Genomic DNA, 16,886 nt, shown 5'->3' with positions numbered 1-16,886 from the left:
AGTTTTTACACACATACTCTAGCTAAGAATCAAAGGTGAACGAAAATGATACTTCGAAATACAACAAAAACTAAAATAATTAAAGCATCAGTCAACTTTGGAAAAGGAATGTCTTTTCACCTCGATAAATCAGGGCAACCTATTAAGACTGAAAAAGGCATCAGAACTCACTCATATAGGCACGATAAAATAGAACCTAATTTTCCAGTGCTATATCACCCGACTCGCTTCACCGAATGCCAAGAAATGAACTTATTTTTAATGCACCGCTTTGAAGGTCATTTCAGTCTCAAAAAGAATCAAATAGACAATGAGGCTTTTAGTGACGCTTATCATGCCAGCCAACCGGGAAAGCCATTAGATGTTAAGTCTGTTTGCAGTATAGCTAAGCACTTAAAAGCTTTCTTAGATTGGTTGGATAAAGATGATGCATCCTATTTTGAAGTAATAACTGCACCACTTTCAAAACAATCTGTAGATGATGATATTTCTAGGTTACCTGTGTGGAGATATCACAAACATTTATGTGAAAGAGTCGAAACCAAAGATAAGTCTAAACGCATAAGCTTTAACAGCGCTCAAGAACGAATTAGAGCTGTTAAAGCATTCTATATATGGAGCCATAAGCGCGGGGCTATAGATAGCCTCCCCTTCTCACTTGAATACAAACAGGTACGTATTAAATCGAAAGCTAAATCAAGTGTAAGTTCATTGTTTCAATTACCTACTAGCAACACACGTTCTGGAGGCTTATGGAAGTGGGTTAGTAATTTGAGCATTCCAAATACATTGAAACAAAAGGAAGACTCACCCGAAAAAGATCTACAACCATATTCTCCAAAAGAACTTAAACAGTTGCTGGAGACGGATACGGCTCAAAAAGAGACTTATAAGCTTTATTTGCAATGTGCTTTGCTAGGTGGACTTCGTTCTTTTGAGATTTCAGCCATCGACCAGAAAGACCTTTTTGATCCTGATGAAAAAGAAAACGAGAAACGTATTCCAAAATTGAACATTGTACGAAAAGGACATAAGCCAGTGAGATTAACAATAGCGCGAGTTCTAATGAAGCTTTTGTACAATCACACTTTGACAATTCAAAATATGAAGCGACGTACCAAACATGAGACTAATCATGGTATGGACAATAGTGAACATCCGCTTCCTTTGTTTATGAATAGTTCAGGATCGCGGATAAGCGAAGATACACCGGGGAATACTATTTCCATAGTTAGAAAAGAACAAAGGAAGCAGGGATTAGAAATACTATTACGCACATTCCATGACTTACGCGCTACCTTTGCTACTTATGTCGCTAAATACCTAATTGACAAAGGTGAATCGGAGAGTTCCATCAGACAGACACTAATGACCTTGATGAGTCACGAAAGTTTTAAAACAACCAAACGTTACATCGACTTTGCCAAAAGTGTAGCAGTGGATGCATACGGAGCAATGTCAGAGTGGGTGAAAGATATCTACGGTGATGTTGACGAATTACTGATGCGTGAGGCTGAAGATGCAGCAGCAAGTTAAAACGCGGAAGTCCAATCGTATTCCTGCTAGATTTAAACCTCATTCAATTGTTCTAGCCAAACAGTTAGACGTTTTATTTAACAGGGCATATGACAAAGAAAACAATATTAGCGCAGATGACGACACTGCTATTTCAATGAGTCGCTTGCGGAATGCTTGTGTCAGTTTACAACACACTCTTCCTCTAGCCCTTAATAAGGTTAGTACAGATACTGCGACATCAATTCAAACTTCGGGATTAAATGCTCTATCAGACTTTGAAATTTGGCAAGAACTGGAATACTTTTGCATTAATGAAATAAATGATGTCAAGCTACCTAGTTATGCTACTCGTATAGAAGAAGCCTTAGAAAACTTAGCTAAGTTTCATTTTTATGATAACGCTATCAACGCTCCTTTTAGGCTAGTAAATGGGGCTACTTCAATCGACATAACTAAATTATTCGAACTTGAATTCCATCAAGTAAAAGAGATTCGTAAATTACTAAATAAATATCTGGACTATCTCGTCCTTCCAGAATTAAGCCTCAAAGATTCTTCTATTGGGGACAATATCCTCAAAACTGCGACAGCTATTATAAATCTTTGTCTACATGATACTTTTAAGAATACTGAACGCGTCAAACTGCCATTATTGGCAACATTACAGGATAGGGAATTCGTTTCATCATTTATATGCAATCACAACTTCCGTACTTTTTTAAAATTTATACTACCCGATGTGTGGGGTAAAGCTAGAGTCAATCAATTTAAAACTGAAGCCGAAGTAATAGGGTATGCACAAAGCATATCATCCAAATTTGGCAATGAAGTTGATGCTTTTTTGAAAAATCAGATAGCAAGCGCTTCGGAAGCTAATACAACAAGAGTTAGATCCTCAACTTTATCATTTCCAAGGTGGTTGAATAGTGCTGGTAGCGTAGCATCACCAATAATTAAGCTGCTTAGTGAGCGTGGAATTCAAGGGTTTGCAGAAAATGGCCTTCAGGGATTTAAATACCTTTATAAGCATTACCAAGAAGAAACTCAAAATAACCAGCAGTTTTTACTGCTACTAAACGCTGCATTGGACCTTTACCACTTTGTTACGGGTGAAAAAATCGCAAAGGAAAGTTTATTACCCTACTCATTGGGCTATTACCTTAAAGAAAGTGACACTACCGAATGGCAGAAGCATGAGTGGGTATATGACAATGCCTATAAATTTTATCAAAACCTAGTCGAATACCATAAAGTTTTTACAAAGCGAATTGATGGCGAGAGCATAGGTATCGTCACTCTCAAAGGTTACATAGGTAGTATGGCTAGAGCATTGAAAGAAAATGCATCATCATTAACAGATGAACAAATGAAGCTTATTGCCAGTCATGGGGTTCATGCTTTTGTTGAAAATAACTGTGAGATACTAAAGGCTATAAGAGAGGCAATTCAACTAAAATCAAAACAAGGCGATTTGTCGGTTTTTGTTGGTAATCAATATCAGAGCGCTATCGACAAATTACTATCGTTTTATGGTCTAGATACTATTAAAAGCTTTCCGGTCAACACCGAATTAACTGCACAACATCAAGAGCAACTATCTCAGAATCAAGATAAACTCTACTCATATAGAGAAGTAGTAGAATTAGCATATTACATAGAAAAAGGGCTTTCTGAGACCTTACTCACAATTAAAGACAAAGTTACACTTTATGCAGCAAAAGTCATATTGAAAACTGGTTGGAATTCAACTCCTACGCTAGAGCTTGATACTGACGACTTATTTTTCTTTAACACGCCATTACATTCAAGTAAAACTCCTGCTCTTCGTTTATTTAAACGCCGAGCTAATTATCAAACTCAATGGCATAAATTTGAAATTAAAGCCGAAGATCTAGAAAAAGAAGGCGTCTTATACGGCGACGTTGTCGAACCAGTAATATTTGATATTAAGGCTGCGACTAGACTTACGTCTATTTACCGCCCTTCTATTGAGAACCTATCAAAAAGAATTTTTGTTTTTCCCAAAGTAAATAGTATTGGAGAAGTAAAGATTCAATTATTAACAGCATCACGTTTCAAGACCACTATAGATAGGATATTGACTGAGCTTGGGTGTGATATCGTATTTAATTCGCAAAAGATCAGAAAATCAGGGCTTAACTACATTTACCGAAAAGTTGCCAAAGAATTTAAGTGGTATCAAAAAGCTGGCAAGCACTCTTATGAAACGTTCTTGCGTCATTATTTAATGCAAGATAACAAAGATGTTGCAATGACAATCAACAGAGCGACAAAAACAATGGCAGACTATTTTGTTCGCGATGTTACCGACAAAGTAATCATTTTGCAGACTCCACCAGAAGACGGTAAAAAAGTCCCGAATGGCACATGCATTAACTCAAAAGATAAATCCGCAGTAGTGGCATTCGAATCTCAAAACAGGAAATTATTAGACCAGCGAGATACAAACGAGCATGCATGTGCCGACTTTAACGCATGCTTGTGGTGTCCGTTCTATCGCTGTGTTGCTGACGCATTGCATGTTTGGAAACTTTTGTCATACCGGGATTTTGTTGTTGCTGATATGGAAAACTCAGCCGCAACATTTGACTCTGTAACAGAGCAACTGGAAAACATAGAGCAGTTGAAAAATAGAGTTAACGAAATATTAACTGATATTGCCAAGCTTAATGCTCAAGCTGTGATTGATGGAAAAGAATTATTGAGAACAGAGGGTATTCATCCTCATTGGAAAAACACAGGTTTGCTATGACCAAAGAGATAACTAAAACAAAACTACTTGATATCGCTGTTGTAAAAACACATACAGGTCAAATCACTATAAAACCTTTGGTTCAGGTGTTAGAAGATTTTAAAGTTGATGATACTAGCGCTTTTAATTCGATTGCTTTGTGGGAAAACAGAGCATTGAATATTGCTAAACATGGCACTATTCACTTTGGCGATGACACTTGGATAAGCTATGAAGAAACGCAAAGAAATGTGAATTTTAAAGGTGTTGATGAATTAGCATATCAAATTCGAATTTATTCACTAATTAAACTCACACATGGTGATGTTGTAGGCGGTAAACCTCTAAAAATCTCTACACTTCAAAATGATGTAACGTATCTAAATTTAATTGCAGCCTTCTTAAGACAAAGAGGTTATCACTCATTTCATGAGTTGGAGTTCAAATCTGACTTAGTTATTAGGAATCTCATAAAAGACTATTTATATGAAGTCGGGAAAATAGCTATTTACAGACAATCACACTCATTTACTAAACTATTTGACGTGCAACGAAGCTTTCGTCTTTTTGGCCCTAAGGTGTGTAGTGTTTTTATTAATGTGCTTAACCAACTAAACGAGTTACACCATCCGAGACCAGTCACTTATTCGCACCCTGTCATTCCTACTAAAGTAATGAAAAAAATTCTGAAGTTTGCAGAAAAAATAGTTGAAAACTCTAAGGATAAGATAGAACGATGGCTAGAATTAAATGCACGCTTAATAGATAGTTTACATGAAGGCTCCATTGAACCACCGCCCAAAATGAATACAGGTGAGCTAATAGCAAAACATGTAAGAAACTTACCCAATGAAGAGGAATTCATTCAATTATCCGAAGAATTAGAAGATTTAAAATTAGCCACATACATTAATATCTTGGCCTATACAGGTATGAGATATAACGAAGTACTTACATGCAAGGTTGGCTGTGCCAATTACAAAGATGATATTTATTACATTACGGCAATTATGACCAAAACCGACAACAGTAAGGTTGAGATGGAATGGTTTTCAAACGCTGAAGTACATGAGTGTGTTGGTATTTACGAAAAATATGTGATCGGTATGCAAGAAAGGGCAAAAGCTGTACTTTCTTCATGCAGAGCCAATATAACAAGTAGTCAAGCACACAATTTGAAAGAAGGGTTAGAAAGAAACCGTCTTTTCGGGGTTTCACATAGTAGCTGTAGTGTTAGTTTTAGCGATGCTGGGCGATTCACAAAATTTGAGGTTAAAAACAGTGAAAACATTGAGCTTTTTGACTTAACTCTAGACGATGATGATATAGCAGAGCTTGAACGCCTTGAATCTAACTACAAAGAAGTTAGAGGAGAGAATAGAGGTGTCCCATACGAAGAAGGCGATACGTTTAGATTAACCGCTCACATGTTTCGACATACGTTGGCCTACTTTGTCATTGCCAATAAATTAGGTGAGCTTGATGATATTAGATATCAATTTAAACATTTAACTAGCCTAATGACGTTTGTTTATACTCGAAGAGCATTTTTGGCCTCAACAACTTTAATTAAAACTACTGAAGAGTTTAATGAGATTTTAATTGACCGTGTTGCAGAAGAGTTAATAGATGAAGCCGAGTCACAATCACTTAAAGGTGGTGCTGGTGAGCAAATTAATAAAACATCTAAAGATCTGATAATAGGTATTACTGATAGTCAAAGTAAAGATTCGACTGTGATTAAGCAGATCCATTTCAGTTCAATTGAAGAACTGAAAAAATTTCTCGTCAAAAATATTAAAAACATACGTGGCTTACCTACGGGGTACTGCACTGCGGGAGAAGCTTGCAAGATAAAAGGAGCAGGAATCCCTAGTGGCTGTGTGTATTGTGGTAGTAAAATCATTACCAAACGCCACAAGGTCAATTGGCAAATAATAAAAAAAGAAGCAACGCAGAAACTAGAGGCATATGCGGCATTAACCAAAGAAGAGCAAGAAGATTACGAGCTATTTGCTATTCACTGGAAAAATAATATAGCAGCAGCTGACTATGTATTAGATGAAGGCAAAGCGCATACAAACCAAGGAGAACAAGCATGAGTAGCGCATACGATGATATAAAACGTGCTTTTGAAGAGATGAAATCTGATGGCAGCAAGATAACCAAAAATGCAGTAGCAACGAGAGCTAAAAGAAATATTGCAAATCTATCTAAAGAAGAAGAAAAATGGGTAAAGTTACGAGAAAATATTGAAAAAGCTCAATTAACTTGGGAAGAAAAAAATAAAGATAATTTAATAAAACAACTCAGAACAAAGGTAGCCGAACTAAAAAGCAAGCTTGCTAAAGAAAAGCAAAAAAACGAGATTGACCCTAAGGAAATCGATAAGGATTTTGAAAAGCTACTGGTGCGATTACAAGAAATGTACGCTGAAATAGATAAGCTCAAACTGATTAATGCTGATTTAAAAAATCAACTTCAGCACTCAGGGCAACATACAGAAATAAGAGTGGATACGTCTACTGGTGAAATTATTGAATTAGTTTCAACGAAACAATAGATTAGATGTAGTAGCTCATATCTCATCTTACAGTTTTGTTGATTAGGTTTAGACTTCACCTGACAGGCAGCAAGAGCGAACAAGAGACGGTCAGAGTGATCTGGATATGTGAACTTAATTCTACAAAGCGGACGCTTAGCGACCCCGTTCATGCAATAAAATTGAGTTTAGGCAATCCGCATTAATTGTATAATGATGTCTCTGCTTCTAAAGAGTATGTTTATGAGAACCATTGGAAAACTGGCAAAAGATTTAGATATCAATGTTGAAACGATCCGCTTTTATGAGCGCCAAGGTTTAATAGAGCAGCCTCCAAAACCCGAATCAGGTTATCGAAAGTATGACGAGACACACGCTAATCAACTCAAATTTATTCTGAAAGCTAAAGCATTAGGGTTTACGCTGAAAGAAATTGAATCACTGATGTCACTAAGTAGCAGTTGCGCTGATATAGAATCGATGGGATTGCAAAAACTTAATCTCATCCGTAATAAAATTGCTGATTTACAGCGGTTAGAGAAAGTAATTCAAGATATGACAGATTCTTGCAAGGCCAATCAAGACCCTCAATCCTGCCCGGTAATAAATTCACTTAAATAGCTATTGACCCCGTACTTATGTACGGAGTTTATACTACCTTAAAAATTGAGGTAGATAGTTATGATCAATAAAATTCTAGATAAAGTAGGTTCTGGTGGCGTTTGGCTAGCCGCCCTTAGTTGCACAGCATGTTTTCCTGCGCTCGGCTCATTGGCATCTGCGCTTGGGTTAGGTTTTCTTTCACATTTTGAAGGGATAGCGGTGAACACCTTATTGCCATTATTTGCTTCACTAGCGTTGTTAGTTAATTTCTATAATTGGTATCAACATCGAGAGTCATTAAGAGGCATTTTAAGTGTCATTGGCCCAATTGCAGTATTGCTGACCCTTTATCCTTTATGGCAATACGACTGGAGCACTTACTTATTTTACTTTGGGATCATTTGGATGGTCGTAATGTCTATTTTAGATATTGTTAAGCCCATTAAGGAACCAGTATGCAAGGTATAGAATTAAAATCTAAGATAACTTGCCCTGAATGTGGATTTAGCAAAGTTGAAACCATGCCTACAAACGCTTGCCAATGGTATTACGAATGCGAAAGCTGTAAAGCACTACTTAAACCGTTCAAAGGTGATTGTTGCGTTTACTGCTCTTATGGAACAGTTAAGTGTCCTCCTATTCAAGAAGGCAATGCATGTTGCTCAGGTAAGTAGCCTAGTATTCGGTGGTTCTGTGCCAACCAAGTAATATCTTAAATGCGATTGCGATTAACACTAAACCACCAAATAGTTCAGCTTTAGACTCCAGCCATACGCCACTTCTTTCGCCGATATTCACACCAATCTAGCTAAAGGCAAACGTCGTGACGCCTATTATCAAGCAAGCTACGGCTATGTCTACCTCAAGCAATGTGATTGCATAACCTGCCGCCATTGCATCAATACTGGCGGCAATAGCAAGAACAAATAGCACACGATGAGTAACATTAGCAATATCTTCTTCAATTCCTTCAGATTGGGACTCATAAATCATTTTTGCCACCGATAAATAATAGCAAAATAAAAGCTATCCAAGGTGCATAATCTTCAATCCAAGATGATCATCCTTTACCGCTGTAATAGCCTAAAAGAGGTATAAAGCCTTGGAAAAATCCAAAATAAGCAACGGCTTTAATAAAGAGTTTTTCAGCATTTGCTACTTTTTTAGAACCTAAGCCTATGGATACTGCAAACACGTCCATACTGAGTGCTATAGCTAATACAAATACTTCAAACAAATCGATTAAACCTGAATAAAATTGTTATAAGATTACGTGACGTATAATTAGTTACTTGACTGATGTTAAACACCTAAGGTTTGCTGACAGTTGCTCAATTATCGAAGCCTTATTTTTACACCAAATTTCAGCCAGATATTCAGTAACAGTGCCAACACTTGAAGGAAACAGAATATTCCCCGCCACTTTGGCGAAAGGGCCATCAGTTTCGAGTAAAATCCTATCTTGAGGTATCCACGATATTACTTTTTTAGCTCTGGCTGAAGTAAGCATGGCTGGCCCAATAGAAAAGAAACAGCCTAGCTCGACGGCTTCTAGAACTTGCTTCTTAGTACCTAAAAACCAATGAAGAATAGAAGTACCAGCATCGGGGTATAACTTAAGTTGTTCAAGTACTTCACCTGTCGCATTAAGACTATGGATAGTTAATATTTTGTTATCAAAGCCTTCACATTTTTTCAAAATATGCGTAAAAACCTCTAATTGATCATCAAAGTAATCAGCATAACCTTTTGAGCCATCCAGCCCAATTTCTCCAATATATCTAGTTCTATCAACTAGCTTATCGAATAGAGGTAGTTCATTTTTCCTTAAATGAGCAAGTTGAGGGTGCAGACCCAAAGCCGTTTTACAGTGTTTTATGTCACTTGTTAACTGGACAGTACCTTCAAAAGCTGACGGCACCGTAGTTACTGATAGCACGTAATAATTACTGCTTTTTATGTCGTTCAATACCTCTTGATAATCTGGATATAAATCAACATGGCAATGAAGATCCATCATGATGATTTATCCGCTTGGAGAAATAATTCAACCTCTGCCAATCCTCGCTTAATAGTTGATTCTAATTTTTCTCGTATATCTTTTTCTTGTGGTATTGGTCCTGACTTTCGAAGCCAAGAACGATAGTTATCTGATTGTTTCAATCTAATAATGGCAGTTTGAACCGCTTGGAGATCATCGCGAGTATCTTTTTCTTTAATAAGACCTCTCAACCGCTTTGTCTTGTATGGCGCATCTTGTGTAAAACCAGCATGAAAAACTGACGCTCTTCGAATAAGGCAAGGTACACAATGCCCACACTGTTTATGCTCTCTGTGCCAATGACTACAAGAAACACTCAGAGGAACTGCTTTTCTAATTGCGTCTTGATCAACACATTCCGCTAACATTTCACCTTTAGTTTTGAATTGATAGGGGTTTACAAATTTGACATGAAACCCAGTGTCTCTAAGCAAAGATTCAAGCCTGCTTAGAAAATTAGGATGAGTAGTTCTAGTACTATGGCTACCAATCCGTCTTCTGGTAAGCGGTGGATTTATAGAAATATAGCCATTCTCAGGGACGACAATAGTTTCAATACTGCTATCGCAATTAGCATTTCTTAAGGCTGATATACCAAGTACCGCCATAGCTAGGAAGTTGAAGCTTCTTCCCCTCATGCTAATGTCAGTTTTACCTTCTAACTGCTTGATAATATGAGGAGACATTGAATAGGACAATTCGCCGAATGGCGGGGACAATAATTGCTTAATATCTTCCTGTTTTGCGCCATCACCACGATAAGCGTGACTAACCAAAAGCGGTTTTAAGGCTGACTCTCCGTTTAAAATGTCAATTGCACCAACTGCGCTATCAAGACCTCCTGAAAAAAGGCAGACTGAGTTGAGTCCAATTAATGATTTTGCTTTTGCTTTCGCTTGCTCACTTGTTTTAGGAGTCGGCATCGGCATAGTTGTTTTTTCAAAAGTAAACTGCCATTGATCGCCCGTTAGAAAGTTGAGCAAAGAACTTAGTTCAGGCTCAACAGTATTCCACATATCCTCATCGGTAACAGGAACATGCAAGTGCATTTTTCTAGCCCATGCATTTTCTGCATTATCCCTCAATTCAAATGTATCAGCGGCGGTAACGGCGGTTGCAATTGTTATCAGATCTATTGCATCAGCATCTACATGCAATCCTAAATCACGAACTGTTTGTAGTAGTTGTTTTGACACTAAGCTGTGCTTAGTGATGTCATTTTGATGCGTGTGAAACATTTGGACAGGATGACAGTCTTCAGAAAAATCAGGCAAGTTAGCTGGGTCATGGTTAAAATAAAAATTAGTCATCAAAACTCTCCCATTCATCCACTGTCATTGCAATTGCATCAGCTTGAATTTTAGTAATATTTTCCTTGCTAATAGTACTAGGGTTGCCATTAGTTACTTTGTCTAACTGCTCTTGTGTGATCACTTTTATTAATTCCCTTAATTCTACTTCCATTTGATGATGCTTACTTGCAGGCTCAACATGAAACCAAGCTCTGCCCATGCCTTCAACCACATCCTGAAAAATAAGATCTGTTAAATAACAGCCTATGGCTTCTTGAATAACTTCGTCAGTAAAACTGTTTGGGTCAAATTCTTCTGTATCGGGTAATGCTTCCTCTAGTGCGTAATCCAACGCAACTCTTACAGCATCCGAATCGGCATTATCAGGTGCCAAATGACTAGCAATTTTGTCAATTGCTTGGTCAGTCGATAACCCAGTTAGATCACCTAATGATAAGCTTTGATTATTAACCGTTACGGTGTCGCCACGCATGACACCAAGCAATCCAGAACCAGCCGTTATACCGCTTGCTAGTCTCCGGCTTGTGCTTTTACCTCCGCCAGAGCCTTTTCTAGAGTAACTTTTTAATGAACGCCTTAGATCTGAGGTTGAGCCACCTGTTTGTGCATATTTACCAAATGCTCTTCTGGCGCTGGCAAACCTATTTGGAGGTGGCGTTGCTGTTGGCGAACCACCGATTTCTTGTTGAACCTTGTCATTGTCAATATCGTTGGTATGGTCATTCTGATCATCAGATTGATTGTTATCAGAACCAGTTTGATCATCCCCATCAGTACCTGATGCAGGCTCTATTGTGACGGGATCTCCTTGCTCTGCCCAAGATGGAATTAGCGGACTCTTGTTATTCGGTCCTGTAGACGATGCGGACGTACCCATATTACTTAATTCCCTCTAGTTCTTTTAAGATTGGATTGAGCCACCTTTGACGAGGCAAGCTTTTTAAAAATGTAAGAAGACTTAAGCAACATTTATCATCCTGCTTGGCAAGTAACACGGCTCCATAGATGCCTGTTGGTTTTTCGGTCCAATCACCAATCAACTTAAAGTTTTCAATCAAACCATCCATGACTGACATGTACTCTTCCTTCGGAGTTGTGGTAATCGCAGTAGAGTTAACGCCACTGACCCTTACCTTTTGCTTCATTAATTCTTCTACAAGTTTTTGAGCAGCTCCCGACATTACCGCATTAACAGCACCCATTGGAATGCTTTCTCGGCTAAGGTATGCCGCTGGGGTCAAATCCATCTCAGTAAACATTGGAGGTAATTTTGACCATTTATCAATAAAAGCTAGGTCGAGTTTCCACTCTTCAGGTAACTTTATTTCATCAAATTCAACTTCTGAATTTTCGAGATCCGCTAAAACTTTTGGATATCCGTTTTCCTTATCAATTAATTCATAAAGCTTGTTAGTAGCCTGAGTGCCTAAGCACCTCTCAAAAATTACCAGCTTAGTGATAGTTTTCTCGTCAAGCTGCATTCCTCGACGGTGAGCCGTTTTCTTTCTCATCTTAACTTGATTGAGTAATCGCTTAACTATGCGAGGGTTACCGTTAATGTTTGTGGATTCAGCTAATAGTGGAGCTAACTGTTCAGCAACTACAAATTTGCTTCTGAGTCCTGAATGCTTTTCGATATCGTGATCCTGAAGAAGCTCATCAACGGTAATTTGTGGTTGTTTCCAAGAAAGCCTTAATGATTCTTCAAGGGCACATCTTATCGCTTCTAACTGAGCATCTGTCACTCCGTGGTCTTGAGCGGTGAGCATCATTAAATATGCCCTTATCTCAAGAACACCGGGCCTTGGTACATGCACAGGAATTTGAATAAGCTTGTCTAAATAATCAGTTTGATGTCGTTGAGATGCACCTTTGTGATATTCAGGTACTGCCAAACGGATCATGTCTTCATCGGCGGCAATGACAAATGCGGTATTTGGTAAAAATAGAAATAATCTGATCGCCTCAAGTGTTGAAATGGCATTAAATGGAGAGCAGCGATCTAAATTATCGACATAGACAATAAGTGGCTTATCAAACTCCTTTAACAGATCAGAATATGCTTTTCGGAATTCTTTAATTTCTTTAGGAGGTGAGAATGATTTCTTATCTTTGATCAAACCTTTGTTTTTCTTCGCAACATCCTTAGCGCCATCGACAGCACCTTTTACATCATCAACATCAAGTTCACTATCGTCACCACCACTGAATAGTCCCATGATCTTCTGTATACCACCCATAGTCGGTATACCAGCTAATGCTGCACCACCATCCATTAGCAGTCCCATCAGTCTGATCTTATCTATTCGTCCAGCAAACTCTATTGCTTTTGCACTTAGATTTTTATCGTCTGCTGCTTTTTTTACTAAAGTAGATGCAATTGTTTCTAATAGCGCTGCTTTAGCGTCATCGTATCCTTGGAAAGTCCATGCATCGAAATGCACTTGTATATATTCTTGTTCATCAGTTTCCAAAGATGCTTTGGTAAGTTCAAGAATCGTGGATTTTCCAGCGCCCCAATCACCAAAGACACCTATACTAATAGGCATTAATTCCTTTTCAGTGATAAGATCTTTAATCGACTCAGCCGTTTCATTAAAGTTTAAGAAGTCAATTTTTGACTCTTTATCAGACCACATAACATCTCCTTTTATTTATTATTTTTTTGTTCCATTCTTTCAATAGTTCGATGAACCGTCGGGCGGCTAACAGAATATTTCTTCGCTAATGCAGAGATCGATTCACCATTTAATTTATCTTTATATAATTCTTTCGCTTGTTTGTCTGATAAAGCAGGCAACCTACCCATATGTTTGCCTTTAGCCTTCGCTTCTTCGCGACCTTCTGCGGTTCTGGCTTTTATAAGATCCCGCTCAAGTTGAGCGAATACTCCACATAGGTTGATCATGGCGGTGGCAAACGGATTATCATTTTTAGTATTGAGAGAGCCGTCGATAATATTTAAACAAGCCCCCTTTTTGTGGATACTTTCAATAGCCTCAAGAATAGACTTTAATGATCGGCCTAGCCGATCAAGGCGAGTAACAATTACCTCATCACCCTCCCTGATAAAATCGATGAGTTCCTTTAGCTTTTCTTCATTTCTAATGGAAGCACCTGACTGTTTTCCTTGAAATATTTTTTCACAGCCATGAGCGTCCAACTTGGACAGTTGAATATTTAAATCTTGCTCTTTAGTTGAGACTCTTGCAAAACCAACTTTCATATGTACGAAACCTGTAACTTTCGTACATCTTAACAATCAAGTGAACGAAAGTACATTAAATAAATTTCGTACATGAACGTAATAAAATATAGTTATTCGTACACAACACGGATAGAAAATGAATGACAATTCTAACTATCAAGTGACTTAATTATTCCACACGCTTCAATGGTGTTTTCAGTTGTACACAAACTTGCCATTTGTTGAAGCTCAGCTTTTAGTGCTTTGAGTTCTCTCATTCGATTGTTAACTAAGGCCAATTGTTGAGCAATGAGCTTATTAACACTTGCACAGCTTTCTTCTGGCTTATTTTTCAGTTCCATAAGGCGTTTAACATCTGTTAGAGGGATATCCAAACTTCGGCAATGCTTTATAAACTCTAATTCTTTTAAAGCCCGTTCACCGTATAACCTGTAATTCCCTTCAGTACGTTCAGGAGTTGAAAGCAACCCTTCTTTCTCGTAATACCGAATTGTTTGTATCGAACACCCTGTCGTTTTTGAAAGTTCACCTATCTTCATAAAACTTTAGTCCTAAATCTTGACTCTATAGTCACTATAGACTTTATAGTTAAGTTATCAAGCAAATAACTAAGGCCGTGCAATGAGTGGTTGTGGTTGCGAAGTCGAACTAAAAGATGCGAAACAAAAACATGTGCTGTATTGGTTGCTAGGTATTAATGCGGTTATGTTCTGCGTTGAGATTACTGTGGGCCTATATGCAAACTCAACGGCTTTGATAGCAGATTCAATGGATATGCTGGCTGACGCAATTGTCTATGGTATTGCTCTATATGCCGTGAGCCGATCTTTAAAGCATAAAGCCAATGCAGCCCTTATCAGCGGTTACTTTCAGCTGACACTCGGAATACTGGTAATCTTTGACATAGTAAGAAGACTCGGAGAAGGTGAGCCTCACTCTTGGTTCATGATCGGCTTTGGTTTTGTAGCATTAATAGCAAACGTCATTTGTTTAGTTTTAATCAGAATGCAAAGCAATGGTGAAGTCCATATGCGTGCAAGCTGGATATTTTCAGCCAACGATGTGATCGCAAACTTGGGGGTCATTGCTGCTGGTGTTTTAGTGATGCTACTTGATTCTCGCTGGCCTGACATTGTGATTGGTAGTGTGATTGCAACCCTAATTTTAAGAGGGGCTTACCTGATTATTACTGATGCGAAGAAAGAGCTGAGCAACGCAGAGTTAACAAGCGAAAACAATAGCTGTAGTGGAAGTAAATCAAAATCATGTTCTTAAAGGAGATGGATAATGAGTGCTAATTATTTAGAGAAAACACAAATATTAGACTTAGATGATCACAGCATCCAATCTCTAATAGCAGATCGGAATTGGAATACAATGGATGAATACAACACAATAGGAGCTGCTTACACCTTTGTTAAAGATGAGATTCAGTTTGGTTACAACCGCAGCGATGATATATCTGCGAGTGAAGTTTTAGCGGATGGCTATGGACAGTGCAATACCAAGGGAAACTTGTTAATGGCTCTATTCCGAGCGCTTGGTATTCAGTGCCGATTTCATGGTTTCACGATTGACCAACAGCTTCAGAAAGGCGCTATTCCTTCTTATGTATTTTGGCTTGCCCCAAAATCCATTATCCATAGCTGGGTAGAAGTGCTCTATGAAGGTAAGTGGATCAATTTAGAAGGCTTCATTCTCGACGAAGCTTACCTAAGTTCAATTCAATCCAAATTCAGTCAAGCTAAAGATAATTTTTGTGGTTATGGAATAGCTACTACCTGCATAAGTAACCCAGAGACGAACTGGGTTGGTAAAGATACTTATATTCAAAAAGAAGGCATACACGACGACTTTGGCTTTTATGACTCACCCGATGAATTCTATGCTGAGCAGGGAACCAATCTAACGGGTATTAAACGTTGGGCGTACCAAAACTTTATCCGTCATATCATTAATTGGAATGTACAAAGGCTTAGAAGAAAAAATGTAACCGCCGAGGCTCAACATGCATAACCACTCTCACGGTCATGATCACCCTCACAATGATGAGGACGCTTCGAGACGCATTGGCTGGGCTTTTTTTCTAAACCTCACGTTTACCATCATCGAATTTATCGGAGGTTGGTTAACCAATAGTACGGCAATCATGGCAGATGCTATCCATGATTTAGGAGATAGCATCTCCATAGGCACCGCATGGGGATTAAATAAGCTCAGTAACAAGCCTGCCTCTAGCCAGTTTTCATATGGTTACAAGCGCTTTTCATTGCTTGGCGCATTGATTAACGGTTTGGTATTAACTGTTGGTTCTGTTTTTATACTAATTGAGGCCATACCAAGATTAGCTAACCCCGAAATGCCTCAAGTCGAAGGAATGCTTTTATTAGCTATTTTTGGCATGGTGGTAAACGGTTACGCTGCCTATAAGCTAAGTCATGGAAAGACCTTAAATGAACGAGTTTTAAACTGGCACTTGCTTGAAGACGTTTTAGGTTGGATAGCTATATTTATTGTATCAATCGTATTGATGTTTGTTGAATGGCCCATACTCGATCCTATTTTATCAATTGGGTTTACCCTTTTTATTTTATTTAATGTTGTAAGAACACTGAAAACGACACTTATGCTCTTCTTGCAAGCGACACCAGATATTGATCTTATTGAAAATATTAAATCGAAAATAGTTTCTAAAGCCATTGTGGGTGAAGTACATCACTTACACATCTGGTCACTTGATGGTGAACACAACGTTTTAACCGCCCATATTGTTTTAAACACTGAAATATCTAACGAAGAGCTGAAATCGTACAAGCTAGAGTTGCGACAGGAGCTTAAAGAGTTTGATTTTGCTCATACAACAATTGAAATAGAGTTCATAGACGAGCAATGTCGTGACGCAAGCTAAA

At 38.2% G+C, this 16,886-nt stretch carries 16 protein-coding genes and 1 pseudogene; 10 read left to right on the top strand and 7 right to left on the bottom strand.

Annotated features, from left to right (window positions below; all coding sequences use genetic code 11):
• Positions 1 to 45: 45 nt before the first annotated feature.
• The 7 genes from QL229_RS05650 (at position 46) to QL229_RS05620 (ending at position 8,089) form a co-directional block, all read left to right on the top strand.
• Positions 46 to 1,536, top strand: coding sequence for a site-specific integrase (locus tag QL229_RS05650; protein ID WP_045979589.1), 1,491 nt, complete (start codon positions 46 to 48; stop codon positions 1,534 to 1,536).
• Positions 1,520 to 4,291 carry a hypothetical protein gene (locus QL229_RS05645; RefSeq protein ID WP_062566146.1) on the top strand — a complete coding sequence of 924 codons (2,772 nt, stop codon included), beginning with the start codon at positions 1,520 to 1,522 and terminating at the stop codon, positions 4,289 to 4,291. Before QL229_RS05650 ends, QL229_RS05645 begins: the two co-directional genes overlap by 17 nt.
• The gene (locus QL229_RS05640; protein ID WP_045979590.1) at positions 4,288 to 6,372 is read left to right on the top strand and encodes a hypothetical protein; all 2,085 of its coding nucleotides are present in this window, start codon (positions 4,288 to 4,290) and stop codon (positions 6,370 to 6,372) included. Before QL229_RS05645 ends, QL229_RS05640 begins: the two co-directional genes overlap by 4 nt.
• Positions 6,369 to 6,833: a hypothetical protein gene (locus tag QL229_RS05635; protein WP_016708220.1), complete on the top strand. Its 465-nt coding sequence runs from the start codon at positions 6,369 to 6,371 to the stop codon at positions 6,831 to 6,833. Before QL229_RS05640 ends, QL229_RS05635 begins: the two co-directional genes overlap by 4 nt.
• Positions 6,834 to 7,055: 222 nt before the next feature.
• A complete protein-coding gene (locus QL229_RS05630) occupies positions 7,056 to 7,433 on the top strand; it encodes a MerR family transcriptional regulator (protein ID WP_016708221.1) in 378 nt (125 codons plus the stop codon).
• Positions 7,434 to 7,493: 60 nt separating this feature from the next.
• Positions 7,494 to 7,883 carry an organomercurial transporter MerC gene (gene merC, locus QL229_RS05625; RefSeq protein WP_016708222.1) on the top strand — a complete coding sequence of 130 codons (390 nt, stop codon included), beginning with the start codon at positions 7,494 to 7,496 and terminating at the stop codon, positions 7,881 to 7,883.
• A complete protein-coding gene (locus QL229_RS05620) occupies positions 7,871 to 8,089 on the top strand; it encodes a GDCCVxC domain-containing (seleno)protein (protein WP_062566147.1) in 219 nt (72 codons plus the stop codon). Before merC ends, QL229_RS05620 begins: the two co-directional genes overlap by 13 nt.
• A gap of 1 nt (position 8,090) precedes the next feature.
• On the opposite strand, the pseudogene QL229_RS05615 reads toward QL229_RS05620, so the two are convergent.
• The 7 genes and pseudogenes from QL229_RS05615 to cadR all read right to left on the bottom strand — a co-directional run bounded on the left by QL229_RS05615 (position 8,091) and on the right by cadR (position 14,516).
• Positions 8,091 to 8,652, bottom strand: a pseudogene (locus QL229_RS05615) (manganese efflux pump MntP family protein).
• A gap of 51 nt (positions 8,653 to 8,703) precedes the next feature.
• Entirely contained in the window at positions 8,704 to 9,435 is a 732-nt protein-coding gene (gene qatD, locus QL229_RS05610) for a Qat anti-phage system TatD family nuclease QatD (RefSeq protein ID WP_062566148.1), read from the bottom strand.
• A complete protein-coding gene (gene qatC, locus QL229_RS05605; protein WP_063702034.1) occupies positions 9,432 to 10,766 on the bottom strand; it encodes a Qat anti-phage system QueC-like protein QatC in 1,335 nt (444 codons plus the stop codon). The genes qatD and qatC overlap by 4 nt, the downstream gene beginning before the upstream one ends.
• Positions 10,759 to 11,646: a hypothetical protein gene (locus tag QL229_RS05600; RefSeq protein ID WP_016708226.1), complete on the bottom strand. Its 888-nt coding sequence runs from the start codon at positions 11,644 to 11,646 to the stop codon at positions 10,759 to 10,761. The genes qatC and QL229_RS05600 overlap by 8 nt, the downstream gene beginning before the upstream one ends.
• Position 11,647: 1 nt before the next feature.
• Positions 11,648 to 13,408: a P-loop NTPase fold protein gene (locus QL229_RS05595; RefSeq protein WP_281546536.1), complete on the bottom strand. Its 1,761-nt coding sequence runs from the start codon at positions 13,406 to 13,408 to the stop codon at positions 11,648 to 11,650.
• A gap of 11 nt (positions 13,409 to 13,419) precedes the next feature.
• Positions 13,420 to 13,995, bottom strand: coding sequence for a recombinase family protein (locus QL229_RS05590; protein ID WP_062566150.1), 576 nt, complete (start codon positions 13,993 to 13,995; stop codon positions 13,420 to 13,422).
• A gap of 131 nt (positions 13,996 to 14,126) precedes the next feature.
• Positions 14,127 to 14,516, bottom strand: a complete 390-nt coding sequence (gene cadR, locus QL229_RS05585) for a Cd(II)/Pb(II)-responsive transcriptional regulator (protein WP_016708229.1) — start codon at positions 14,514 to 14,516, stop codon at positions 14,127 to 14,129.
• A gap of 82 nt (positions 14,517 to 14,598) precedes the next feature.
• Here cadR and QL229_RS05580 point away from each other — a divergent pair, with 82 nt between their 5' ends.
• Genes QL229_RS05580 through QL229_RS05570 form a run of 3 tightly spaced genes read left to right on the top strand, consistent with a single transcriptional unit; the run spans position 14,599 to position 16,885 of the window.
• On the top strand, positions 14,599 to 15,252 hold the full coding sequence (locus QL229_RS05580) for a cation transporter (protein WP_016708230.1): 654 nt from the start codon (positions 14,599 to 14,601) through the stop codon (positions 15,250 to 15,252).
• A gap of 12 nt (positions 15,253 to 15,264) precedes the next feature.
• Positions 15,265 to 15,993 (top strand): transglutaminase family protein, encoded by a 729-nt coding sequence (locus QL229_RS05575; protein WP_016708231.1) that lies wholly within the window; start codon positions 15,265 to 15,267, stop codon positions 15,991 to 15,993.
• Positions 15,986 to 16,885, top strand: coding sequence for a cation diffusion facilitator family transporter (locus tag QL229_RS05570; RefSeq protein WP_016708232.1), 900 nt, complete (start codon positions 15,986 to 15,988; stop codon positions 16,883 to 16,885). Before QL229_RS05575 ends, QL229_RS05570 begins: the two co-directional genes overlap by 8 nt.
• The last annotated feature ends 1 nt before the right edge of the window (position 16,886 follow it).

It is taken from the genome of Pseudoalteromonas sp. PAR1 (assembly GCF_947311895.1).
Classification (GTDB): domain Bacteria; phylum Pseudomonadota; class Gammaproteobacteria; order Enterobacterales; family Alteromonadaceae; genus Pseudoalteromonas; species Pseudoalteromonas lipolytica_C.
This window is presented reverse-complemented; position numbering and strand designations above follow the sequence as displayed.